Annotated in this window: 13 protein-coding genes and 1 pseudogene; 7 read left to right on the forward strand and 7 right to left on the reverse strand. The window is 62.7% G+C overall.

The window, feature by feature from the left end; translation table 11 throughout:
* A pseudogene (locus QZV93_RS08670) lies at positions 1 to 1,496 on the reverse strand (copper oxidase); the annotation flags it as partial.
* 600 nt (positions 1,497 to 2,096) lie between these two features.
* Between QZV93_RS08670 and gspD the strand changes: the two are divergent.
* Together gspD and QZV93_RS08680 are read left to right on the forward strand one after the other, a co-directional pair.
* Entirely contained in the window at positions 2,097 to 4,403 is a 2,307-nt protein-coding gene (gspD, locus tag QZV93_RS08675; protein WP_295557649.1) for a type II secretion system secretin GspD, read from the forward strand.
* 3 nt (positions 4,404 to 4,406) lie between these two features.
* Positions 4,407 to 5,357, forward strand: coding sequence for a type II secretion system protein GspK (locus QZV93_RS08680; protein ID WP_295557650.1), 951 nt, complete (start codon positions 4,407 to 4,409; stop codon positions 5,355 to 5,357).
* Positions 5,358 to 5,362: 5 nt separating this feature from the next.
* Here the strand turns inward: QZV93_RS08680 and QZV93_RS08685 are convergent, their stop codons facing one another.
* Positions 5,363 to 5,638: a hypothetical protein gene (locus QZV93_RS08685; protein ID WP_295557652.1), complete on the reverse strand. Its 276-nt coding sequence runs from the start codon at positions 5,636 to 5,638 to the stop codon at positions 5,363 to 5,365.
* 78 nt (positions 5,639 to 5,716) lie between these two features.
* Between QZV93_RS08685 and QZV93_RS08690 the strand changes: the two genes are divergently transcribed.
* Positions 5,717 to 6,262, forward strand: a complete 546-nt coding sequence (locus tag QZV93_RS08690; protein ID WP_295557654.1) for an A24 family peptidase — start codon at positions 5,717 to 5,719, stop codon at positions 6,260 to 6,262.
* Positions 6,263 to 6,398: 136 nt separating this feature from the next.
* Positions 6,399 to 6,815, forward strand: coding sequence for a type II secretion system major pseudopilin GspG (gspG, locus tag QZV93_RS08695; RefSeq protein WP_295557656.1), 417 nt, complete (start codon positions 6,399 to 6,401; stop codon positions 6,813 to 6,815).
* Between the two features lie 59 nt (positions 6,816 to 6,874).
* Here the strand turns inward: gspG and QZV93_RS08700 are convergent, their stop codons facing one another.
* The 4 genes from QZV93_RS08700 to QZV93_RS08715 form a co-directional block, all read right to left on the reverse strand.
* Complete coding sequence (locus tag QZV93_RS08700; RefSeq protein WP_295557657.1) at positions 6,875 to 8,188, reverse strand: HlyD family type I secretion periplasmic adaptor subunit; 1,314 nt, start codon at positions 8,186 to 8,188, stop codon at positions 6,875 to 6,877.
* 67 nt (positions 8,189 to 8,255) lie between these two features.
* Positions 8,256 to 10,331, reverse strand: a complete 2,076-nt coding sequence (locus QZV93_RS08705; RefSeq protein ID WP_295557659.1) for a cadherin-like domain-containing protein — start codon at positions 10,329 to 10,331, stop codon at positions 8,256 to 8,258.
* 20 nt (positions 10,332 to 10,351) lie between these two features.
* Complete coding sequence (locus QZV93_RS08710) at positions 10,352 to 12,100, reverse strand: type I secretion system permease/ATPase (protein ID WP_295557661.1); 1,749 nt, start codon at positions 12,098 to 12,100, stop codon at positions 10,352 to 10,354.
* Between the two features lie 90 nt (positions 12,101 to 12,190).
* On the reverse strand, positions 12,191 to 20,137 hold the full coding sequence (locus QZV93_RS08715; protein ID WP_295557663.1) for a peroxidase family protein: 7,947 nt from the start codon (positions 20,135 to 20,137) through the stop codon (positions 12,191 to 12,193).
* A 915-nt stretch (positions 20,138 to 21,052) separates the two neighbouring features.
* On the opposite strand from QZV93_RS08715, the gene QZV93_RS08720 reads away from it, so the two are divergent.
* Together QZV93_RS08720 and QZV93_RS08725 are read left to right on the forward strand one after the other, a co-directional pair.
* Positions 21,053 to 22,318, forward strand: coding sequence for an ATP-binding protein (locus QZV93_RS08720; RefSeq protein WP_295557666.1), 1,266 nt, complete (start codon positions 21,053 to 21,055; stop codon positions 22,316 to 22,318).
* Positions 22,315 to 22,968, forward strand: a complete 654-nt coding sequence (locus QZV93_RS08725; RefSeq protein ID WP_295557668.1) for a response regulator transcription factor — start codon at positions 22,315 to 22,317, stop codon at positions 22,966 to 22,968. Before QZV93_RS08720 ends, QZV93_RS08725 begins: the two co-directional genes overlap by 4 nt.
* A 26-nt stretch (positions 22,969 to 22,994) precedes the next feature.
* Here QZV93_RS08725 and QZV93_RS08730 read toward each other — a convergent pair whose 3' ends face one another.
* Positions 22,995 to 23,174 carry a hypothetical protein gene (locus QZV93_RS08730; protein WP_295557670.1) on the reverse strand — a complete coding sequence of 60 codons (180 nt, stop codon included), beginning with the start codon at positions 23,172 to 23,174 and terminating at the stop codon, positions 22,995 to 22,997.
* A 262-nt stretch (positions 23,175 to 23,436) separates the two neighbouring features.
* Between QZV93_RS08730 and QZV93_RS08735 the strand changes: the two genes are divergently transcribed.
* Positions 23,437 to 23,664 carry a hypothetical protein gene (locus tag QZV93_RS08735; RefSeq protein WP_295557672.1) on the forward strand — a complete coding sequence of 76 codons (228 nt, stop codon included), beginning with the start codon at positions 23,437 to 23,439 and terminating at the stop codon, positions 23,662 to 23,664.
* Positions 23,665 to 23,735 lie beyond the last annotated feature (71 nt).

Here is a 23,735-nt window from a genome sequence, read left to right on the forward strand (position 1 = left end):
GCCTGATTGAGCTCATCTTTCTTGAACTCGATCGTGCGCTTCCGAACGGGGGCGACGATCGGAATCTGCTCGGTCAGCGTCAATGGAATCCGACTATCGTCCGCATCGCTGGCGCGGAGCGTGAGGCCCGGCGCATCGACACTTTCGACCGAACTCACGATCCGGAATTCCATGATCCCACCGACAGCCGGGTCCTTGTCCTCTCCCTTGAGAGCCTTGGATACGGACACCGTATCGTCAGCCTTCTCTCCGGTCTTGTGCATCAAGAGGTTGAGAAGCGTCAGCCGATCTCCGACCTTGAACTTGCTGAAATCGACGACGATGTCGTAGCGCTCGGCCGGCCCCTGAATGGGAAGCTCGTCCTTCAAGAGATCCGAGGGGATCGGATTGACGAGGAGGTTGCCGTCGTTGGCGATGAATGTGAATGGCACCTCTTTCTTGTCCGCCGTGACAATCGCCAGCTTGATGAAACGCGACATGCCGCCATTGAGCAAGCGGAAGCGATACTTACGGGGTAGCACCTCCATGTACGGCGCATAGGCGAAGTTGACCATCATCAGGTCGCCGAGGTGGCCCAACATATCGAAGATGTCGAAGAAGAGCTGACCGTCCTTGTCAAAGGACGCATCATGGAAAACGAGGTTGACGTCGAAATCCACATTGCCCCAATCGAGGGCGTATCCGCTCGGAAGCCTGTGATTGACGTTGTGCGTGTCGACGAGCCGCTCGTTACCGCGATCGGGCCCGCTGTAGTAGTTGATCATGCCGAGGTTGCCTTTGTAGACATTCTCGGCCGTGAAGAAGAAGCGGTGGTCGTGGAACCACATCGTTCCCTGAAGCTCACGGAAGTCGCCGGCCACGAACGTGAGGCCGCCGTTGCCGTCGGGACCGGAAGCGCGCGGTTCAGTCGCCTGCGTGTTGATGCGGTCACGCCGCGCTAGCGTCGTGCTCCAACGGTAGTCGTAGAACGTTCCTGGGAAGTGGAATGCATTGCACGCTCCGTCGCTTTCCGCGCCGTTGTGAGCGTTATGGAAATGGGTCGAGATCTCGTTGCGTCCGAACCCGCCGTTGTCTTCCCTGTCCTTCGGCAGATTGTTGTAGATGCGGGCCAGCAGCGGCTCGCCGTAGCGCGCTTTGATCAGGGGCGGCGTTCCCGAACCGCGGGCCTTGGGACCTTGGCCGAAGGTCCAGACCTTGTCCGGCCTCTGAGCCGGGAATTTCGGATGGAAGGCGGTATTGTCCCTCACCTCCGCCATCGACATGAGGTATCCGACCTGCGGAAAGAATTCTCTCCAGCGTTGATGGGCGAAGAAGTCTCCGGGAGGGCGTCCCTCGATCGGGCCACGTCCCGTGAGCTTGTTCACGAGCTTCGGATCGGGATTGCTGCTGGCGCTGAAGTCGGTATGCCAGGACAGGCGTTTTGCGTTCGGCTGATCGAGGTCAAGCGGGAAGCTCGCTTCCCAATTCTCGTTCACGAGCGGGATCGGCGTTTGCACCTCAAGGCGCCGCAAGGGCTGAGTGAATTTCTTGGCTCCAAACAGGGGGCTTCGGGGAGTTCCCGTCGGCACTGCTGCGTACGAACTGCGCGCCAGAGGGTGAAGCCCGTTTTTCAAGACGAGGGCTCCGGTGAGCGACATCAGCCCCCAACGCACCAAGTCACGTCTCGAAATCTTACCCTGCGACAGCGCCTTTACGATTTCGGCCCGGTTCTGTCTGGCATTCTCCGCCTCGCGTTGCCGAATCCTGGAAGCATCCTTGCGGACGAACATTGCACGCTCCTCAAGCTAACCAACCCCGCCATGCTGAATATTTGCCTGGCTTGAAGTACGCCGATTTATCGGCGCTCCTGCGCAATCGTTTTCACGCTTTCGAGCCTAGCATTCGGGCTCTGCAACTCGTACCGACCAAGGTCCGATAGATTGGGTGCCGGAAGGCCCATCCCGTGTGGATAATCCGTGCGTATAGTTTCATCAGCCGCCATATCGCCTCGACAGCAGTGGCCGAATCGCAGCTGCTCAAATCTTGAAACTTCAGAGGCAGATCGGCGGCGCTGTGTCATGGCTGGTGGGCCGCGGATCAGGAGGCGTTGGGAAACGTTGAACCGGCGCTGGTGGAGTATAAGCGGAGCAAACCCGGGACTGCTCGTCGCTGCGCTGGCAAGTCTCATCGTTTCCGCTTGTGCGTTGCCGATGGAGCAGCTTTCGCTGCCGGCCCCCATTCCGCCGCCGGTTACCGAGACGGGTGCCGTGCCGCAGTCCGCAAGCGCTCCGCTGGGCGCGCCGGGCGATCCGTCAGCTTCCCTTCCCCGCTCTTTCCCCGGTACCGGCAATTTCACCGGTACGGCCAAACAGCAGGGGAGTTCAGCCGTCGGTACGGTAAACGGGGAGGGCGTTTCGCTCGAGCTCGTGAACGCCTCCGTTACGGAGGCTGCGCGCGCCGTTCTGGGCGACGTCATGCAGGTCAATTATATCGTCAGCGATAAGGTCAAAGGGGCGGTGACCCTGAAGACTGCGCGCCCGATCAGCCGGGAAGGCCTGCTCGAAGTTTTCGAATCCGTCCTCGAGACGCAAGACGCGGCCATCGTCGTTGACGGTGGCGTCTACAAGATCCTGCCGAGGGATGAAGCCATTGCCGCCGGCAAGCAGATCCGCATGAGTGGCGGAGGCGGCCGGCGCGGTGTCGGCGTCGCAACCGAGATCGTGCCGCTCAAATACGTGTCGGCGGACGAAATGGAACGAATTCTGCGTTCGATCGCTCCGCAAAGCACCGTTTCGCGGGCGGATACCGCCCGCAACCTGCTCATCCTCACCGGATCCCGGAACGAGCTCGACTCGATGATCGAGACGGTGTCGACGTTCGATGTCGATTGGATGCGGGGCATGTCTTTTGGGATTTTCCCAGTGGAGACTGCCGATACCGAGGCCATCGCCCAGGAGCTCGACACGATCTTTGCGAACGATCAGGACGGTCCCACGAAGGGAATGGTGCGTTTCATCCCGAATGCCCGCATGAAAGCCATCCTGGTCATCACCTCACGCGCTCAGTACCTGCAGAAGGCGGAGACCTGGATCAAACGCATCGACCTGGCGAGCCAGGCGACGGAGAAGCGGGCCTTCGTGTATCATGTTCAGTATCGACCGGTTCAGGAGCTGGCACGGGTTCTCCAGAAGCTGTACAGCGCACAACCTGTGTCCGGCGGCGCGGCGCAGGAGACAACCTCCGATCCGGAAATCGTCACTCCGGATTCGCTGACCGGCGACCTCGGCGCGCCGCAGCCGGCGACTGTGGGGCATCGCTCTCTGGCGGGGACGCCAGGTGCTTTCGCGGCTCCAGGCCTCGCCACTGACGCCTCGCGGACGAACGCGGCGGCCGGATCGACCGGTGCCGAGCCCGCCGCTGCCCAGGAGGGCGTGCCGGTTGCAGCCCAAGGGCAAACGCGGTCCGGTATGCTGGCCCAGACGCCTCCGGACGACCGGCAGGCCGGCGTCTCGATCGTGGCGGACGAATCCAACAACTCACTCATCATCTCGGCCACCCCCAGCGAAATCCGCCGCATCCGGCAAGTGCTCGGCGAGATCGACCGGCTGCCGTCGCAGATCCTGCTCGAGGCGACCATCGCCGAGGTGACCCTCAACGACGATCTCAAGTTCGGACTCCGGTGGTTCTTCGAGAAAGGGGCCAGCGAGTTCCGGCTGACCGACAGTGCGCTGGGGGCCATTGCGCCGGTGTTCCCCGGTTTCTCGTATTTCGTGAACGCGCCCAACGCGCGCGTGGTGCTGAACGCGTTGCAGGGCATCACCGACGTCAACGTCGTCTCGTCGCCGTCACTCATGGTGCTCAACAACAAGAAGGCCGTGCTTCAGATCGGCGACGAAGTCCCGGTTGCAACGCAGTCGGCGGTCAGCGTGCTGACGCCCGATGCGCCGATCGTGAATTCGATTGCCTTCCGCAACACCGGCGTGTTGCTGAGCATCGTCCCGCGGGTCAGCGAGGATGGTCGCGTGCTGCTCGAGATCGAGCAGGAGGTCAGCGACGTGAAGTCGACCACCACGTCGTCGATCGATTCCCCGACCATCCAGCAACGCCGCATCAAGACGACGGTTGCGGTTCAGAATGGCGGCAGCGTGATGCTGGCCGGTTTGATGCAGGATCGCGCGACGCGTGCGCGTGAGCAGGTGCCGCTCGCGGGTGACATTCCGCTCGTCGGCAATCTCTTCAAAAACAAGACCGATACGATAAGCCGGACCGAACTTCTGATCGCCATTACGCCCCACGTCGTGACCGACGACCGGCAGATGGGCATGATCGCAGCGGAGTTCCGGGATCGGCTGAACCTCTCGACGCGACCGCAGCGGCAAACGCCTCCCGATCGGCGCGAGCAAGTCGACAGGCTGATGAGGTAGGCCATGCGCGAGCGCCCGCCTGCCGATCTGGATCCCGGCAAGGACGGGGGGTTCGTGCTGTTGGCGGTGTTGCTCGTGTCGCTCATTCTGATCGCCACGGCTTCCGCGCTTACCCATGCCGTCCGCGGCCGCATCGGGCTCGTGGCGGCAGTCGCCAGCTCGGCGGAGGCCGAGGCGCTGGCGGATGCCGGATTTACTCTGGCGATGCTCGATATCGAGGATGCGCGCGGCAATTCTCAGGTTGAACGGCGCTTTCCGGCGGGCGCGCCGCCGCTCACCTGTGCGGCGCCGGACGGCAAAGGGACGCTCACGATCGCGGTGCGCGACGAGGCGGGGAAAATCAACATCAACAGCAAGAACGAGCCGCTGCTGCTCGCCTTTCTGAATGGCCTAGGCATCGGACAGGACGCCTCGCAAGCGCTGCTCGATGGGCTTCTCGACTACCGCGACGCGGACGCCCTCACGCGTGACGGCGCGCCGGAGGCGAACCTTACACTCGCCTCCCTGGCGGACCCTGGCGCCGGGTTCAAAAACCGACCGTTCGACGTCATCGAAGAGCTTGCGCAGGTGCCGGGTTTTCCGAGGGCGGCAGCCGATCGGGTGCGGCCATATCTGACGGTCTATTCTGATCTCGATGGTTTCGACGTGGCGCATGCGCCGCCGGGATTGCGTGAGATGGTGGCGGACGGCGTGGCGCGCTCAGCGTTTTCGGGTGCTGGCGGGTGGTCGTCGTCGCATTCGGCCGACGGCATTCCGCAGGCGTTTCTTGCGCGCAGCACGCAACGGGCTTTGACAATTGTTGCGACTGCGTCCCTGCCGTCGGGGGCGCGGTTCACGCGCGAGGCCGTCGTCAAGATCTCTACGTCGGGCGACGGCTATGTGGTCCGCAGGTGGCTTCAGGCGCCCTATGCGATCGCGCCGCCCGTGGGGGAGACGGTCGTTCCGCCCTGCTAGCGGCGCTACTTGAGACGGCGTGCGTCAGGCGCTGGCCACAGCTCGTAGTAGCTCGCCTGGGGAACGGCATCGCGACTCCGCTCCTGGCAATAGCGGCGGCCGTTGATCTCGATGTAACAGTAGCGTCCGCAGTACTCGCGGCCCCGGCGGTAGTAGCAGCCCCGGGCCTCGGTCTGGAAGGCCGGTGCCTCGACATAGCGCTCTCTTCGCGGTTCGGAGAGAGCAGCTTGCGGGGCGGCGAGAATTGCCAGCGCCGGCGCGATCAGAAGTGTCTTGCGCATTGCGCCCCTCCCAATTGAGTGGTGCCCGCTCCTTTGATACGTGAGTCGAAGCCGATCCCTATGAGAATTGAAGCTCCAATGGCCCGGACATGCCAGATCGCGATGGCGCTGCTCGCTCTTTATGCGGTCATCTATGGCGTTGCGGCCACGTTTCACGGCTGGGAGTGGCAGCATGGCTTGGCCTCCGCAGTTCTCGCGCCGCTTCTCGTTGTGCTGACCACCATCGATCTCTCGTCGTTCCGGCTTCCCGATCCGCTGACCTTGCTTCTGTTCGTTGCCGGCGTGGCCGTTGCCGTGTTGACCGGAGTCGACACTCTGCCTTGGAACTTGGTTGCCGCCGGGCTCGGGGCTTCCGGCCTCTATGTCGTTGCGCGCCTCTATCGGCACGTTCGCGGCCGGCCTGGTCTCGGGCTCGGCGATGCCAAGCTGTATGGCGCCGGCGGGATGTGGGTCGGTCTCGACGGCCTCACCACGGTGCTGCTGGTGGCATGCCTTTCGGCTCTGGTCGCCGTTGGAGTTGCCGTGCTTGCCGGCCGAAAGATCGAAGCCACCACGCCGCTGCCCTTCGGCCCCTTCCTCTGCTTCGGCATTTGGACGACGTGGTGTTTCGGTCCGGCATTTTAACTTTCTGAAATTCGCGGAAATATTGGATTGGATCCGCAATTCCGGTATGTTTCGGAAGGTAGTTTTGTTGCTCGCGCAGGCGACCATGCTCGTAAAACTCCGGCTTCTTGAACCGTACGCCCGCCGGCAACGTCGCTTGGATCGCGACCGTGCCGACGCCGGATATACGCTGCTCGAAGTTCTGGTCGTCATGGGTATCATCGTACTGCTGGCCAGCATCGCGGCACCTCAGGTTCTCGGCTATCTGGGGCGTGCGCGCACCGAGACCGCAAGAGCTCAGATCGGTTCCATTGCGACGGCTCTCGAACTTTACGCGCTCGACATGGGCGGCTTCCCGTCGACGCAGAACGGGTTGGCCGCGCTGGTATCGGCGCCTGCGGGCGAAACACGCTGGCGCGGACCTTATCTCAAGCGCGCCGATGGCCTGGTCGATCCGTGGGGCCGGCCTTATCAGTACCGCTATGCCGGCCGCGGCGGGCAGCCCCAGGTGTTCACGCTAGGTCGCGACAATGCACCCGGTGGCGGTGAAGAAGATCGCGACGTCATCAACTAGAGCGCATTTGCAAACCAAAGTGCGTGATCGCTGCTGGACCAGCGACGCGCCGACCACCCCTATTCGCGGAATGCGCGCTGGATTTGATCGGTGAATGGCTTGGAGAGGTACGACAGCGCCGTACGCTCGCCCGTGGCCATGAAGACCTCGACCGGCATGCCGGGCACGAGCTTCAGGTCTCCCACGCTTTTGCGCGATTTCTCGTCCATGGCCAACCTCGCCACGTAGTAGTTGTGGCCGGTCTTGGGGTCGACCGTCACGTCGGCGGACACATGGACGACATGGCCCGAAAGCTCGGGTGTCGTCTGCTGATTGAAAGCCGACAGGCGCAGCTTCGCCGCCCGTCCAACCAAAACCTGATCGACATCGGTCGGCGCGATCTGAGCTTGAATGGTCAGATCGTCCTCCTCGGGGACGATGAGCATGATCTGCTCGGCAGCGGTGACAACGCCGCCGATCGTGTGAGCGGAAAGCTCGTGAACGATGCCGGACTGCGGTGCCTTGATTTCCACCCGGCTCAGTTTGTCGTTGGCGGCGACCTCGCGCTCTACGAGCTCGGAAAGCTTGGCCTCGATGGAGCGCAACTCGCGCTGGGCCTGCACGCGCGCGTTCTCGTCGATCATCAGAATCTGGACTTGGATCTCGCTGATCTGGCCGTTGGCCCTGGCGATTTGAGCCACTAAGCCGCCATGCTCTCCGCTCAGACGCTTTTCCTCCCGCTCCATGGCATAGACGCGCGAGATCGGCGTCAGGCCTTTGCCGTGCAACAACGAAACTTGCTCCAGCTCCTGCTGGATCAGTTTCAGCTCGCCGCCCTTGGCATCCCGCTGCGCAGACAGGCCGCCGATCTCCTCCTTGAGCTGGTCGATGCGCAGGCCGAGTTGTTGCTTCTGGCTTTCGCGGCTGCGCTTGCTGTCTTCGAACAGTCGAATCTCGCCGGCGAGCGAGGTCTTGAATTCCGGCTTGTCGTTCATCGTGCTGCGGACTTCAGGCATGGACTCGAGATTGTCCCGCTCGGCATTGAGGCGCACGCGGCGGGCTTCGAGCTCGGTCAGTTGCGATGTGATCACGCCGAGCTCGGCGCGGATCTGCGTCGCATCGAGCCGGATCAGCGTCGTGCCGATTTTTACGTGGTCTCCGTTCTTGACGGAGATTTCCGAAACGATGCCGCCATAGCTGTGCTGCACCTTCTTGACGTTTCTCTCGACGACGAATGTTCCCGGCGCGATCACGGCGCCCGAGAGGCTTGCCGTGGCTGCCCAGCCGCCGACTCCGAACCCAAGCATGGACATGACGAGGGACGCGAACACGACGTGCTTGCGGATCGAAAAGACCGTCGGGTCAGACGCGGTGATGCCGCTACCGGGTGCCATGCTGGCTTGATTTCCTCTCATTGTCTTTTCTCCCTAGGGGCGAGGCCTTGTGCAGGTCCGCCAAGGATCACGTGTGCCAGTGGAAATCGCGGTCCGTGAGGTCGTAGCCGCTCACGACCTCGAGCTCGAACTCCGCCTGGCTGTCGTAATCGGTGTTTCCGGCAACGATTCTGACCGTGTTGCCATCGTCTTGCTGCTCGTAGACAATCTTCATCTGGCCGGGCCTGGTGAAGTCGTCCTGCTCACGTATCAGGACGAATTTCTTGATGCCCTGATCCTCGAACAGATCTTCGTAGGCGTCAGCGAACTCCCTGCTGATTTCGTCGAGGTCGATGCGGTCGCCGACCTCGAAATCGAGAATGCGGTCGCGATATCCGGGGCCGACTCCGATGGAGACCGATGAGCGGAATACAAACAGATCCGCGCCGAGGCCGCCGGTCAGCTCGTTCGGCCGGTCGTTGGCGATGATGGTATCGTCGCCCCTGCCGCCTATCGCGTGCTCGAAGTTCAGGATGCGATCAGATCCGATCTCGTCGCTGGAGGCGGTCTCGGCTTCCAGGTCGATTACTGCGTCGGCCGTCGTTTCCGAGATGTCGTAGGTGTCGTTTCCATCGCCGCCGTCGTAGACGTCGTTCGCATCGAAGGGGGTTGCGACGATCGTATCGTCTCCCGCGCCGGCGTCGACTTTGTCGGAATTCTCTCCGCCCACGATCACGTCGTTGCCGTCGCCGCCCTCGATGTCGTCGCAACCAGCATTGCCCATCAGAGTGTCGTCGCCGGCGTCGCCACGAAGGGCGTCGTCCCCGTCGCCTCCCGAGACGGTATCGTTGCCGTCTCCGCCTTCGATGTCATCGCTGCCGGCGTCGCCCATCAGGATGTCGTTGCCGGCGTCGCCGCGAAGCGTGTCGTCTCCGTCCCCTCCCGAGATTGTGTCGTTGTCGTCGCCGCCGGAGATCGTGTCGTCGCCTTCCTCTCCAAGCAGGATGTCGTCACCTTCCTCACCGAAGATCTGATCGTTGCCGGTCCCGCCAAAGACCTTGTCGTTGCCGGCGCCGGCAAAGATCACGTCGTCGCCGCCTTCGCCGTAGATCACGTCGTCGCCGTCGCCGCCCAACAGGCGGTCGTTTCCGTCGCCGCCATAGATGACGTCGTCCGACTCGCGGCCGATGACGAGATCGTCACCTCCAAGCGCGTAGATCACATCGATTTGAGGCGTGCCGAGCAATGTCTCGGACGACGGGGTGCCGATGATGGGCGCGTTCACCGGCGGGAGCAGATCCATCTTGGCGACCTGCTTTACGAAGGCGGAGCCGTCGCTGATCTGATATGTGAATGTGACGTTCGACGTGTCGCCGTAGAGTGGCGTGTAAACGAAGCTGCCGTCCGCCTTCTGTACGATCTTTCCGGACGACGGTGTGATGGCGCGGACGCTGAGGACGTCTCCATCGGGATCCGAAGCGTGCCGCAGGAGATCGGCGAGCGCGATTGTTACGGATTGATTGGCAAATGCGGCCCCCAGAACGACGGGCGCCGTGATGATGGGAAGGCGGTTACGCGGAGATGTATCCGTGTCGTCGTCATCATCTTCGTCGTCTGTTTGGCCCGTATCGTCGTCGTTTTGATCGCCACTCAAATCTCCGCCGCTTGCCGGTGCACTGCCCGCGATCGCGTCATCGGGTATGAAGATGCTGATGTTCGAGCCCGGTTGCGCGCCATAGAGGGCCTCGTTGTCGTTGCCGGCGGGCGGCAGGCCGGACGAGCGCCGGTTGAGTGCGACGTCTTCAGGCTCGAAGTTGTTCGGCTCGGATTGAATGAGGGTGGAGCTGCCTTTCCGTTGCAACGGCTCTATTTCCTCGGCGTCTGTCACCTCGTTGAGGGTGTTGGTGTCCTCCAGGGTGGCGACCGTTTCCGGCTCCGGCGGTACGGAGGTGGCGTCATGGCCCTTCGGTGCCGCGGGGCCGGCGACTTTCTGCGGCTCTTCGCCGAACAGGAGCGTCTTGACGAGCACCAGCGCGTTGAAGAGCACCACGGCAATGCTCGAGCTCAGGATCGGCTTGCTACCGCTCCCGGACTCATCGATCTCGTATCGACGGCGGGGCGTTCCATCTTCATTGAAGGCATTCGGATCGGCAGGCATCGTCATGGGAGGCCTCCAACTCTTTCCTATGCGGCGGGACGCGGTGCCGGATGCGCGATGACGTTCTTCGAGGCGGCGGCGGTCTGCTGCTGGAGGATCTCATCCCGGGGTCCAAATGCCGCCAGGCGCCCGTTCTGCACCACGCCGAGCATGTCGACGGCGGCAAGGGCGCTCGGTCTATGCGCGACCACGACCACGATACCGTTGCGCGCCCTGACACCAAAAATGGCCTGGGTCAGAGCCGCTTCGCCTTCGGCGTCGAGATTGGAGTTCGGCTCGTCCAAAATGACCAGGAAGGGATCGTTGTAGAGGGCTCGGGCGAGTGCCACGCGTTGGCGTTGGCCTGCCGAAAGCGCGGTGCCGTTCGGGCCGAGGGGAGTTTCATAGCCCTGGGGCAGACGCACGATCAGCTCGTGAACGCCCGCGGCCTTGGCCGCGGCCAGGATCTTGGCTCCGTCCGCGTTGGGCTCCAGCCGGCAGATGTTCTCGCTCACCGTCGCATCGAGCAGCGCCACCTCTTGCGGCAGATAGCCGATGTACTGGCCGAGATCGTCGGGGGCCCACTGAGTGAGATCGGCTTCATCGAGCCGGACGTTGCCACGCAGCAGGGGCCAGACGCCGGTTAGGCCCCTGGCGAGCGTCGACTTGCCGCCGCCGCTCGGGCCGATGATGCCCGCCGCCTGTCCCGCGCGCAGCTCGAACGCGGCGTCACTCAGCACGACCGTTCCATTCGAGGGAGCTGCGACCGTGATGCGCTCCACCTTGAGGCTGCGCTGGGGACGCGGCAGCTGGACGGAATGGGGAGTATCCTCGATGGCCGTCAACGTCTCCGACAGGCGCGCGTAGCTCTTGCGCGCCGCGACCACGTTCTTCCACTGGCTGATGGCCATGTCGACGGGTGCCAATGCGCGGGCGGCTGCAACGGAGGCGGCGATGATCGATCCGGCCGTGAGGTCGCCCATGATGGTTAGATATGCGCCGAGGCCGAGCACGGCGGATTGCAGCACCATGCGCAGCACCTTCGAGATTCCGCTCAGGGTGCCGGTGATATCGGTGGTCCGCGTCTGCAGGTCGAGGTGCTCGGAATTGGCCTTGGCGAAGCGCGCGATGGCGCGTCCGGAAAAGCCCATGGCGCGAATGACTTCGGCGTTGCGGGCGTGCATGTCGATGAGCGCACTGCGCGACAATGCGGCCTGCTGGAGCGACGAGCTGTGCTTCTGCGTTAGAATTTCGGTCAGGATCGTGAGCGTGGTCAGAATGAGCGCGCCCGCGAACGTCATGATACCGAGCCACGGGTGCAGGAAGTAGACGAACGCCAGATAGAGCGGCATCCATGGAAGATCGAAAAGCGCCAGCGGACCCTGTCCGCCGAGAAACTGACGAATGGTGTCGACGTCGCGTCCGCGCTCGGCGGCCTCGGGCGTGGAAAATCCGAACCGGGGCATGTCGATCGTGACCCGATGGGCCAGCGGAGCGAGCATGTGATCGAGGCGGGCGCCGAGCCGGACCAGGATCTGGGAGCGGCTGACGTCGAGAAGACCCTGTGTCAGATAAAGACCGATGGCGAGCGCCGACAGCGCCAACAGCGTCGGAACGCTGTGGCTCGTGAGCGCGCGGTCGTAAATCTGCAGCATGTAGAACGAGCCCGTCAGCGCGAGCACATTCACCACGCCGGAAATGAGGAAGATGAAGAGGAATACTTTGCGTATTCCTTTGATCTCCGATAACGGCGTCTTACGTTTCGCACCTGACTTCTTATTGATTTTACGGGCCATTTCGAACCTACCCTCCCTCTACGGATCCCCGCCGCGGTTCTTCCGACGCGCGAAAGAAGGAATGTGATCTCTCGCGCGTCAGGCGCTTCTTCAGGTGACGAAGTCGTTGGTCGTGAGGACGCGGCCGACAACCGTGATGGCAAAGTCGACGTCCGTCTGTCCGTCGGTATTGCCTTCGACGATGGTATCTCCGTCGACGACGTGGAGGCGCACCTGGCCAGCCTGATTGAAGGCGGCGTTCGTGAACGAGAAGTCGTCTCCGGTCGGCAGGTTGAGGCTCTGGAAGAGCGGCCGCAGGTCGATCTGGTCGCCCTGCTGGAAGCCGACGATCTCATCGCCGTCCGCATTCGCCACCGACGTGAACACGAAGGTGTCGTTGCCGCCACCGCCGTCGAGGACATTGACGCCTGCACCGGCGATGATGGTGTCATTGCCGCCACCGCCGACGACGTTCTCGATGCCCGTCAGCGTATCGGTGCCTGACTGGGCGCCGGTCGCAGTGCCCGAGGCCAGGTCTACCGTGACGCCTTGCGACAGCGCTTCGAGATTGAGCGTGTCCGTGCCCGCGCCGCCGTGGATGGCGTCATTGCCGTCGCCGACGGAGGCGAAGATGGTGTCGTTGCCGTCGCCGGCATTGATCACGTCGCGGCCTTCGTGGCCCCAGATGAGATCGTTGCCCGCGTCGGCATAGATGGTGTCGTCGCCCGATCCGGCGAGGACGGTGTCGTCACCGGTTCCGCCGAAAATGGTGTCCTTGCCGGCGTTACCGATCAGGATGTCATTTCCGTTGCCACCGACCAGCGTGTCGTCGCCGTCGCCACCGGCGAGATTATCGTCTCCGTCGAGGCCGAACAGCGTATCGTCACCGGCTCCGCCAGAGAGCGTGTCGTTGTTGACGCCGCCCGCGTAGGTGTCGTTGGCGGAAGTTCCCAGGTAGACCACGAACGGAAGGGCGGGATTGCCCGTGGTCGGGGTTTGCGGGTTGTCGTCGTCGTCATCCGAATCGCAGGAGCTGTCGTCGTCTTCGTCGTCGTCCGAGTCGTTGTCATCGTCGTCGGAATCGCCGCCCGAGTTGTCGTCATCGTCCTGATCATCGTCGTCGCTGCCGGTGTCGTCGTCATCATCGTGATCGTCGTCGTCCTCGTCGTCATTGCCGGACGGGCTGGTAGGCGCCTCCTGAATGACCGGTGTCCCCGTGCTCGAGAACGTGATCGAGTTCTTTCCATTGGAGAGCGTCTTCGTCCCGTCATCGTTTGTTGTGGTCGTGTAGCTGGCGAGCAATTGGCCCGCCGCGAGCTGGATCACGTCCTGCGGTCGCAGCGTGCCGATCAGGACGTCGTTGCCACCCTTCGACTTGAAGACGATGCGGTGCGCCGACGTGAGACTCGAGATATCGATAACGTCGCCGCCGCGCGTTCCCTCGATGGTGATCGTGTTGAGCGCGAGCGAGGTGGTCGTGAAATCGCCGATCACACGGATGGTGTCGCCGAGCTCGATTGTGCCATCGCTGTTGGCGCGCAGCTGGCGCCCGTTGATGGCAATCTCCTCAACGTTGTCAACCAGAGCGATACGGTCCGCGTTCACCGGTGCAGCATTGCCGATGGTGCGCGTGACGACGATCTCCGCTCCGCCGGTGTTGAGGCCGATGGCGGCGGCCTCGGCCGCGGTGTAGATCGTGAAGACCTCGGCGATATCGGACTGGCCATTGATCTCGAGCGTGTCGTTGCCGGCGCCGCCATTGATCGTGTCGCGTCCGTCTCCTGTGTACCAGAAGATGGTATCGTCGTCGGCGCCGCCGTTGATGGTGTCGTTACCGGTGCCGCCGGTGAGGGCGTCGCGGCCAGCGCCGCCATTCAACGTATCTGCGCCGCCGAGACCGATCAGGATATCGTCGCCGCCGGCGCCATTGAGCGTCTCGTTGCCTCCAAGACCGCGGATGGCCTCGTCAGCCGCGGTGCCGTTGACCGTTGCTCCGGCTGCCGGGGCGACGATCAGGCCGGCGGCGGCCTCTGCTTGCGCAAGGGTGAAGGTCGGGGTGCCGGTAAAGCGAAGTGTCTCGACGTTGATCAACTCGTCCTCATCGCCGGTCGTGCCGTCGATGACGAGGAGGTTGCCGCGTTCCGAGATCTCGAAGGTGAAGTTACCGATTGCTCCCACAAAGTCGGCGCGGTCGTTGCCGTTGCCTCCATCGATGATGTCGTTGCCGGGTCCGCCGTTCAGAATATCGGCGCCATTACCGCCGAACAGTTGATCGTCGCCCGCGCCGCCGTTCAGCTGATCCTGACCATCGAGGCCAAAGATCTGGTCGTTGCCGCCGAGGCCGTCGATTATGAACACGTTATTTGCGACGTCGACGAGGATGTCGTCGCCGTTTGTGGCGCCGTCGTTCGGCGGATTGGCGAGGCCATCCGCAAACAACGTAACCTCGGCAATCGTGAACACGGCGAGTGGGTTCGTGACGGCGCCGGTCGTCGGATTGATGTCGGCCTCGCTTGCGACGAAGATGACGGTCTCGATGCCGACGATCTCGTCTTCCTCACCGGTTGCCGTGCGAATGATCTCGATGCCGCCTTCGGGCGTGCGCTCGAACGTGAACTCGCCGACGTTGCCGATGAAGATGGCGGTGTCGGTTCCGGTGCCGCCATCCAGGAGGTCGTCTCCCGCGCGGCCGATCAGGACATCGTTTCCGCCAAGGCCGAAGATGTCGTCTGCCAAAGGCGTACCAAAGATCACGTCGTCGCCCGGTGTACCGAGGATGGCTCCGTCCTCAGGAATGGCCGTTCCGCCCACGGCATTGGTCGGCGCGGAGGTGACCGTCTCCTGGACACCGTCGCCGTCCTTGAAGCGCGCCACGACCTTGACCCTGAGACCGGCCTCAGCATCCGTCAGCGTGAACTGCGTGCCGGTAACGGGTGCGAATTCGTCGGCGACGACGTTCTGGATGTTCTCGAACACGCCCGTGCCAGGCTCGAGCTCGACCTGCCAATAGAAGACGATCTCGGTGCTGATTCCGTCGGCGTCGCTAATTCCAAGGCTCGAAGCACGCAGAACGGTTCCCACCTCGACAATGGTATCGGTGCCGACCGGGGTGAGGACGTTGCCCGGTCCCACGACAGAAAGCGTCGGCGCGCCGGTGGCAATCGAGTTGTCGTGGTTAGCAATCTTGATGGTGCCGTCGGCGAACATCAGGCGCTCGATGTTCTTCAAGCGGTCTTGGCCGTCGATACCGAACTCGCCCGTGACGACGGTCCCGTCGGGGTCGACGGAGAGGTGCGTGACGGTGATGAAGCCGTCGCCGTCCAGATCTTCCGCCCTTTCCGTGAGTGGATCGGCGCTCTGGTCGTACCCCTCGATCTCATATTGCGACATCTCGGCCGAGAATTGGGCGATGTCGACGTTGTCGATGTCGCTCTGGTTGCTCGGACCGTTGACGATGGTCTCGCCGTTCGGGCCCTGCTGCCAGTCCACGATCTCGCGAACGATGTGGAGCTGCTTGACCTTGATCTCGCCGCTGAACATGCGCTCGTGGAGCGCCGCCATGCCGTCGACGCTTTCGAGGACGGTATCGGTGACGTTGCCCGATATATCGAGGGCTCTGACTTCGATGCGCACATTGAGCCAGAGGTTGCCGTCGATGAGGTCGTTGCCGCCGCGCCCCTCGATGATGTCGCTGCCCGACCCGCCGAGCAGGATGTTGCCGGCAGAGAAGCGGTTGTCGCCTGCTTCGTTGATCGGACCCAGCCAGGCATCGAGACCGCGGAACAGCGAAACGTTCCAGTCCTTGAGAGCGTGATCGAGCGCGGCTTCGTTGTTGGCAGCTACCGCGCCGCCCGCGCCAAGGTCGTCCTGGTCGTCGCCGCGCAGAATGTCAGCTTCGCGCGAGCCGGAGAGGGCCTCCATCTGCGCGTAGCGGTCGAGGATGGCGCCGGGCGAGGCAGGCGTGGACGGGGGCGCAAACAGGCGGAGATTCATATCCGCTTCGATGCCGTACGCGTCGTTCTTGTAAGTTGCCCAGTCGAAGCCGAACTGGCCGAAGAAGCGGTCGGTGCCGTAGCCGCCGACCATAATGTCATCGCCCTGCTCGGCGTCGAAGTCGGCGTTGCCGCCGGTCGACACGAGAACGTCGTGGCCGATGACAGGGCTATCGACGGAGCGCTTGATGGGCAGGCCCTGAATGAGGTCGCCGTTGTCGCCGAGCATCAGGCCGTTGTCGAGGCCGGACTCGAGCCAGTCGTTGCCCTCGCCGCCGATCAGGGTGTCCTCGTCGGCGCCACCGGCGCCGAAATCGTCGCCCTGGCCGAGAAGAATCTCGTCGAGGTCGTCGCCGGCCCAGACGAAGTCGCGGCCGGTGTCGGTGATGATGAGGTTGATGCCTTGACCCGCCGTGACGACGTCGTCGCCGGCGCCGGCGCGAATCTCGTCATCGCCGAACTGATCGGTGATGATGTCGTCGCCGTCACCGCCGAAAATGAAGTCGTTGCCGATTCCACCTTCGAGCCGGTCGTCGCCGCCGTCGCCCCACAGCGTGTCGTCACCCTCGTCGCCGATCAGCCAGTCATTGCCTTCGGTGCCGCCGAGCACGACGTGCTCGCCGCCGATGAACTTGAGAAGGCTGTAACCGTCGGGTGTGGTCTCGCGGCTGACTTTCAGACCGCCGTTGATGGCGCCGAGGAACGGATCGAGCTCGCTGGCGTCGGGATCGGCGCTGCCGAGCCCGTGGTTGAACTGCTTCGTCTGGTCAACCTCGAGCTGGTAGTCCATCGCCTTGAACACGTTGCCCGGAAGATGGGTCGCGTTGGTGTTGCGGGCGATCAACTCGGCGAACTTGTTGTTCTCGAGCTGGGCCGTGAGATTCAGGTTGGCGAGGCGCGAGAGGTAGTAGAAGCGGTCGCCGTTCTGCAGGTTTTCGAGCTGGACCTCGAAGACGAAGTTGAAGGTGGTGCCCAGCATACCGCCGAAGGCCATCTGCTCCTCGGCGAGGCCGCCGATCCAGAAGTCGACGTCGTTGAGGCCGCCCAGCGAACCGCCGGCGTAGGCGTTACGGGCGTTAAGGAAGTCTAGGCGGTCCTGCCGTTCCGCAAGCGTCTCGCCTGGAGTGCCGAATACGAGGTTCCAAGCCGCGTCACGCCTCTGCTCGACGGTGAGATCGGGATCGTCGGGGCTCGCGGGCAGAAGCGAGCTATGCGTGCCGTAGGCGGCGATGAAGTTGACGATCGAGGCGGGGTTCTTGAGGTTGGCAGCGAAGTCGACCCAGCTTACGTAGGGGCGAACCTGGCTATCGCCAGAACCCTGGTAGAACTCGGTGCGGGCCGCATTGAGCTTCGGCACGCCGGTCTCGCGGCCGCGAGCGATGTTGATCGCGGCCAGATCGAGCGGCAAGCCGACCAGGTTGTTGCGCAAGGCTTCGGTGACGAACTCGTCGATCTCGTTGCCGACAACGCGCGTCATGCCGCGCGCGATGGCGCCGGCCGCGGCTTCGGCGTCGACGCCGCTGTTGGCGAACTCGATGGGATTGAGGAAGGCTTCGATGAGGCCAATCTGCTCAGCGTCGGGTCCCGTCGCGCCGCCGGATCCAACGACGTTATTGTCCTCGTCGAGGCGGTCGACGGTCTCGGTCAGCATCGAATGGCCGAAGCGATACACCGTGTGGGCGAACTCGGACAGAATCGCGGAGTCGAGCTGGCCATTGTAGTCGTTGAAGACGTTGACGAACGGCTGCACCGTGCGCGCGAACTCCTCGAACACGAGATGCTGATATTGCATCTCAGTCGGAACCTTGGCGGCCTGGAACAAGCGCTCGCCGTCCCAAACGACGTTGCCGACCGTGGCGGCACCCAAGGTGGCGGCCGTCAGATCGACGTCGAGCCATTCATTGAGGAATTCGAGCTTGTTGGTGGCGTCCGCCGCCAAGCGTCCGTCGGCAAGCTCTGCCGGAGTCGCCGCGGCGACGACGGCAGCCGCGGCCTGAGCCTCGCTCAGGACGAGGTTCTTGATCAGGTCGACCTGGCGGTTGTGCTCCGAATGGAAGACGTGATGGACGGCGGTGAGACCGATGTTCTCGTTACCGCGGCCGTCACCCGTGATGTAGTGCTTATCGAGCAGCTCGTTGTCGTAGTAGCCGGTGTTGATCTGGACGTTGTCGATCAGGATCTGACCGCCGCCGCCGCCGGAGTTCGCGATCTCGATGCGGAGCAGCTCGCCGGCGAACTCGGCGGGGATCGTGCCCGTCGAAATCGTTACCGGTGCCCAGGTTCCGTTGGCCGGCGTCGGGAGCGTCACGGTGGCAACGACGTCGCCATCGGCGGTCAAGAGGCGAACGGTTCCGCCGCCGAAGGCCTGTTCGCTCCGGTCGCCGACGTTCAGGCTAAAGCGGTAAACTTGGCCTTCGACCAACGTCACGCCGGTATCGCGGGAGAGCGTCGCGCCGGGGTTGAGCCAGGCGACCTTGGCGCCGGAATGGCCGGCGGAGGCGATGACAGCTGCCGTCGGCTGATAGAGGCCGCCGGTGCCGGAGACGATCCAACCCGTCGGGCTGGTCAAAGTGTAGTTGCCCAGCGGGTCTTCGATGACGCCCGGCGAGCCGGCCGTCAGGGAGTCGGTCTCGAAGCTGGCATTCGAGAGCTGCGTTACGGTCGCGAGGCCGACACCGGCGTCCGGATCGGCGATTTGTCCGGCGTTGGGCACCGCGTTGTGGGCGATGTCGTCGAGGAAGGCATGACCCGTTCCGACCTTGCCATCGGCGGTCCGCACCGGCGTGGCGAGGTTGCCGGTCACCGTCGTGACCGCGCCGCCAGGGTCGATCGAGGTGACGAGCTGCGGGAAGCCGGTCACGGGATCCGGAATGAAGTTTCCGTAGGGATCCATGACGATTTCGGGGACATTGTGGATATCGAAGTCATTGAGCTCGATACCGAGAACGTTCAGGGCCTGGGCCTTGACGTCTGCCCACGTCGCTAGTCCGCCGCCGGATTCGTCGCTTCCATTGAGGAGGCGGCCGGTCGCGACCGGCTTGCCGTCACGCAGCTCATACTCGCGCAGGAAGAACTGATGCGAGGCGTTCGAGGTATAGGTCTGGTTCTGGTCGACGAACGGCGTGACTTTGTTGGTCGTATTGCCGTTTGCATCGACGGTGGCGCGCGTGATCGCCATGAAGTTGGTGCTGCTGCCCGGCACGTAGAGTGGATCGTCCGGCTGCAGCGGGATGTAGACCGTGCCGAATCCGCCTTTGCCCACGAGATCGAGACCGTGGTCGAAGAACTGGCCGAAGAAGGTCATCCAGCCGTTGAATGGGGCTGAGAGCCCGGCGTCGGGCGCGACGTTCTCCACAATGAGCGTCGTCTTCAGGATGTCGCCGGTCGCGCTGGCGTGCTGAAGCAGGCCGAAGCCGTCGAGAGCGGTGGCGAGCGCGCTTTCCGCGGTCGTGATGTCGCCTGCGATGCCGGATGCGCGTGCATCCTTGACGTTGTCGACAAGGATCTTGATCGATTCCGCAGCCGCGAGCGGGTTGGCCACTCCTGCTACCTGCAACGCCTTGAATACGATTGCCGGGTTGTTCGGCGTCTGGTCGACGATGAGGTTCGAGATGATGCGAGGATCGGCGTCGACCACGTCGCCCGGCTGAATGGCGCGGGAGTCGGAGCTCGTGTTGGCGAGGTGGAGAGCGTAGTCGTTGTTGTTAAGGAAGTTGCCACCCGGACCGGGGAGGTAGCCAAGGGGCACTCCGGTTCCTGGGCCATTTACGCCCGGAATGGACAAGAGCGTGCCGGGCGGGGGACCGACGAGGATGGGAGGACCGAACGCCATCCCATCGTCGCCCTCATTGACGTAGTTCGGCGGGACGGCGTTCGGGAACGGCTGGTCGGCCGCGCCGTAGTTATCCTGACCAGGGAAGAGGTTGTTGTTGGACCCGTCGACGCGCCTCAGCCCCCAAGGCAACTCGGTGTTGGGGATGTAAGTCCCGAGGAGCGGCTCTCCTCGTGCATCGGCCTCTGCAATCTTGATCTGAGCGAGGATGAAATCCAGGTCACTTCTGATCATTGTTACCATGACGCCACTCCTCGCTATGACTCGAATTGTTTCGCTATTTATTGACTTCTTTTTTCCACATTTGACCGCGCGCGAGATTTAGCGCGCGTTTTCGTCAGTGTTTTCTCGTAGAAAATACGCTTTGGTCGCTCGTAAATTTACCGCTGGGCCTTTGAGGTATCGGCCGGCACGCGGCGTCCATGCTCCGTTTCAACGCGTGCATGACCGCCAAGGCGCGCAAGTCTCGCGAGCGCGCGATGGACACCGAGGTGCATTGGAGTTTTTGCGGGCGAACCGGAAGATTCATTTCGCGGCGCAGCAATCTTTTGAGCGCTACGAGGTCTCCGGCCAGGAAAAGGATGTGGGCTTTGCTTTCGCTTCTCTGCTCGACCACGCCCATCGGGTGGGGAAATTTTTCGTCTCTCGTGGGAGTCTTCGAGACGCCGTTGGCAGTCGAATGCGGGCGGTAAGCAAACCTCAACGCGGCCAGACGGCGTGAGATCTTCCATATTTGGGAACGCGAACGCATTTACCATGCTCCGACAAAGGCGGAGTGATGCGTCCGGGTGCCGTTTCAAACCTTGAGAAACTCCGTGCTCGGCGCTAATCCTAATGATCTGTAGAAGTCTGATCGAGCGGACCGGAAATTCCCCAATATTCCTTCCCTAGGCGCAACACTTAAGTGATTTTTATCCAATGAGTGAGCAAACGGCAGGGTACGGGGTCCGACCATCTCGGGGGTCTGGCGTCGAATGGCTGATCGGACTTTGGTCCCGGAATTCTCCGACCAAGGTCCTGCAATGGCTCGGGTCCAAGTGGAAGGACTGGACGCTTTCGACGCGCTTCCTGATCGCATCGACCATCGTTATTTGCACGACGATGATTTGCGTGGGCGGATGGATTGATAGCCGCATAAAGAAGAGTGTCGTGCAAAATGCTGCGGCTGCGTCCGCGCGCTATATGGAAGCCCTCATCGGGCCGGCCGTCCAAGAGATGGCTCAGCGCACGACGCTCACGCCGCGGGCAAAACTGGTCATCTCCGATCTCATCGAGGATACGTCGCTCGGGCGGAGCATTCTCGAAATCAAGATCTGGCGCTCGGATGGCACCATCGCCTTTTCGTCGGACGGACGGCACGTCGGCGAGAAGCCGCCCATGACGACTGAGCTCGCGGGCGCGCTTTCAGGGCGCGTGATGGCGGACTTCGACGACAAGACGGATATTGAATCCGTCGACGAGCGCCTCTACGGCAAGCCTATCTTCGAGGTCTATGCGCCACTTTACGAGCGCAACACCGACCGTATCGTGGCGATATCGGAGTTCTACGAGGACGCGACGGAGCTGATCCGCGACTTTACGATTGCGCGCCAGCAAAGCTGGCTCGTCGTTGGAGCCCTCACCTTCGGCATGCTGGCGCTGCTGTTCGGGATCGTTCATCGCGGAAGCCTGCTTATTCTTACGCAGAAGGGCGCGCTCGAAACCCAGATCAACGAGCTCGCGCTGCTGTTGAAGCAGAACGAGGATCTCCGGGCTCGCGTCACCAGTGCGAATTCGAGCAGTGCAAAGGTGTCGGATCAAGTCCTGAGCCGCGTGGGCGCCGATCTGCACGATGGCCCGGCACAACTGCTCAGCTTCGCGCTTCTTCGTCTGCACGAGGTTTCAGCCGGTCTTCCGGCCGATATCGTGGCCCGCAGGGCGGATGCCATCGACGCGGTGACGCGCGCCACTCAGGATGCCCTGAAGGAAATAAGAAATATTTCCGCTGGCGTGTCGGTTCCCGAGGTCGACCGATTGCCAGCGGCGGCCGTGCTTCGCATGGCCATCGATCAGCACGAACGACGCACGGGTACGGTGGTCCGCGAGGACATCGGCGATTTGCCGTGCGATCTGTCGTCGGCGCTCAAAATCTGTGCCTTCCGCCTGGTCCAGGAGGGGCTCAACAATGCCTTCCGTCACGCGTCGGGGCTGGGACAAACCGTTCGCGCGGTGAAGCAAGGTCCGGTCGTGATCGTCGAGGTCTCGGACCGGGGACAGGGCTTTGTGCAAGACGGCCAGTCGACTGGCAACGGCACGCTCGGCCTGTGTGGACTTCGCCATCGTATCGAAGCACTTGGAGGAAGTTTCAGTGTGACCAGTGTCGCCGGCTCGGGCACGATCTTAACCGCGATGCTTCCCTGTTCGATCGAAACATGATGACAAAGCTCAGAATTGCAGTCGTTGACGACCATCCGCTCATGCGCGCCGGCGTGCAGCATACGCTGTCGCTGGAGGAAGACTTCGAGGTCGTCGGGCTCGGCGGCTGCGCGGACGATGCGATCGAGATCGCGCGGTCGCAGTCTCCCGGGCTCATGCTTCTCGATGTGAACATGCCGGGCGGCGGTCTCAATGCGGCCAAGGAGATCGGAACGGCCTGCCCTTCGGTGCGGCTTCTGTTTCTGACGGTGTCGGAGCGCATGGAAGATGTTACGGCCGCACTCGAGGCGGGCGTCCGCGGTTACGTTTTGAAGGGCATCGGTGGTCCCGATCTTGTCCGCACCATCCGGTCCGTGGCGTCCGGCGAGACCTACATCACGCCCGATTTCGCCGCGCGCCTCCTGGCGGCGCCGGCGACGCGGTCGAAGGAGCGGGACGAGCGCGCGCCTCTCGAAGCCCTGACGATCCGCGAGGAGCAGATCCTGCGCGAAGTCTCGCTTGGTCTGACCAACAAGGAGATCGCGAGGAAGCTCGATCTCAGCGAGAAAACCATCAAGCACTATATGAGCGGCGTTCTGCACAAGCTCAGCGCACGCAACCGTGTCGAGGCGATCGTCGCCTCCCGGCGTTTGAAGGATTCCGACAGCTAGCGGACGTGTCTGCTCACGTCGTCGCCCTAGATTGCGCGAGCAGACGGTGAAAGCCGCTGCGGCGGCTTGGGCCGCGATCCTGCAAGCGTGTCTCTCACATCGAGTTCAGCCGGCTTATCCCGATCCAGGATTTGTCCTGCAAACTGACAGACAATGCGCATCCGCATCCCGGCCAGGGTTTCGCCGATGACATCGGCGTGATGCATCGCTCGATCTCGATGCGATCGCCAACTTTGAGCTTCTTGGCTTCCTCTTCAAGGAATTCGAAGCGCTCATTCGCAGTGAAGCCGAAATTTGGTTTGTCTGACATGCAGCCGAGATAGGCGAAGTCGAGGCGCTCAACAGTGCCCCTACGCCGGGACCCGAGCGGGACCCCAAGTCGGGGAGAATGTGCTAAGTGGCGCGCCGGGGAAAGTGAAGATGAGAACTTTGAGCTGCGTGTTTCGCTTTGAGTAGGAGAGGTAGCGTATGAACCCCCATCGGCCGGATGTAGACGATATCGAGGAAACGGAAGATGCTATTCTCCAACGCTACCAATTGAGGCGCGTTAAAGAGTTCCTGCTGCTTAACGGTGGCGGACAGGACTTGGTCGAATGCATCGATATTGCCATCGAAGACATTGAGCGTTGGATTAACCCTACTATCGAGATGGCGCTCGGGCCGGCGTTGGAACATCTCGGAAGGCCGCAATCCTGACACTCAACGTCTTCTTTGCCGAGAAGGCGGAAGTTGTTGCCCTATAAGGGCGGTGGCTACCGTGCAGCACA

This window comes from uncultured Hyphomicrobium sp., from assembly GCF_902826555.1.
Classification (GTDB): domain Bacteria; phylum Pseudomonadota; class Alphaproteobacteria; order Rhizobiales; family Hyphomicrobiaceae; genus Hyphomicrobium_C.

Coding starts and splice junctions, on each gene's coding strand:
- QZV93_RS08705 (WP_295557659.1), bottom strand. CDS start 10,331: ATGACGATGCCTGCCGATCCGAATGCCTTCAATGAAGATGGAACGCCC.
- QZV93_RS08710 (WP_295557661.1), bottom strand. CDS start 12,100: ATGGCCCGTAAAATCAATAAGAAGTCAGGTGCGAAACGTAAGACGCCG.
- QZV93_RS08700 (WP_295557657.1), bottom strand. CDS start 8,188: ATGGCACCCGGTAGCGGCATCACCGCGTCTGACCCGACGGTCTTTTCG.
- QZV93_RS08725 (WP_295557668.1), top strand. CDS start 22,315: ATGATGACAAAGCTCAGAATTGCAGTCGTTGACGACCATCCGCTCATG.
- QZV93_RS08680 (WP_295557650.1), top strand. CDS start 4,407: ATGCGCGAGCGCCCGCCTGCCGATCTGGATCCCGGCAAGGACGGGGGG.
- QZV93_RS08715 (WP_295557663.1), bottom strand. CDS start 20,137: ATGATCAGAAGTGACCTGGATTTCATCCTCGCTCAGATCAAGATTGCA.
- QZV93_RS08730 (WP_295557670.1), bottom strand. CDS start 23,174: ATGCATCACGCCGATGTCATCGGCGAAACCCTGGCCGGGATGCGGATG.
- QZV93_RS08690 (WP_295557654.1), top strand. CDS start 5,717: ATGGCCCGGACATGCCAGATCGCGATGGCGCTGCTCGCTCTTTATGCG.
- QZV93_RS08735 (WP_295557672.1), top strand. CDS start 23,437: ATGAACCCCCATCGGCCGGATGTAGACGATATCGAGGAAACGGAAGAT.
- QZV93_RS08685 (WP_295557652.1), bottom strand. CDS start 5,638: ATGCGCAAGACACTTCTGATCGCGCCGGCGCTGGCAATTCTCGCCGCC.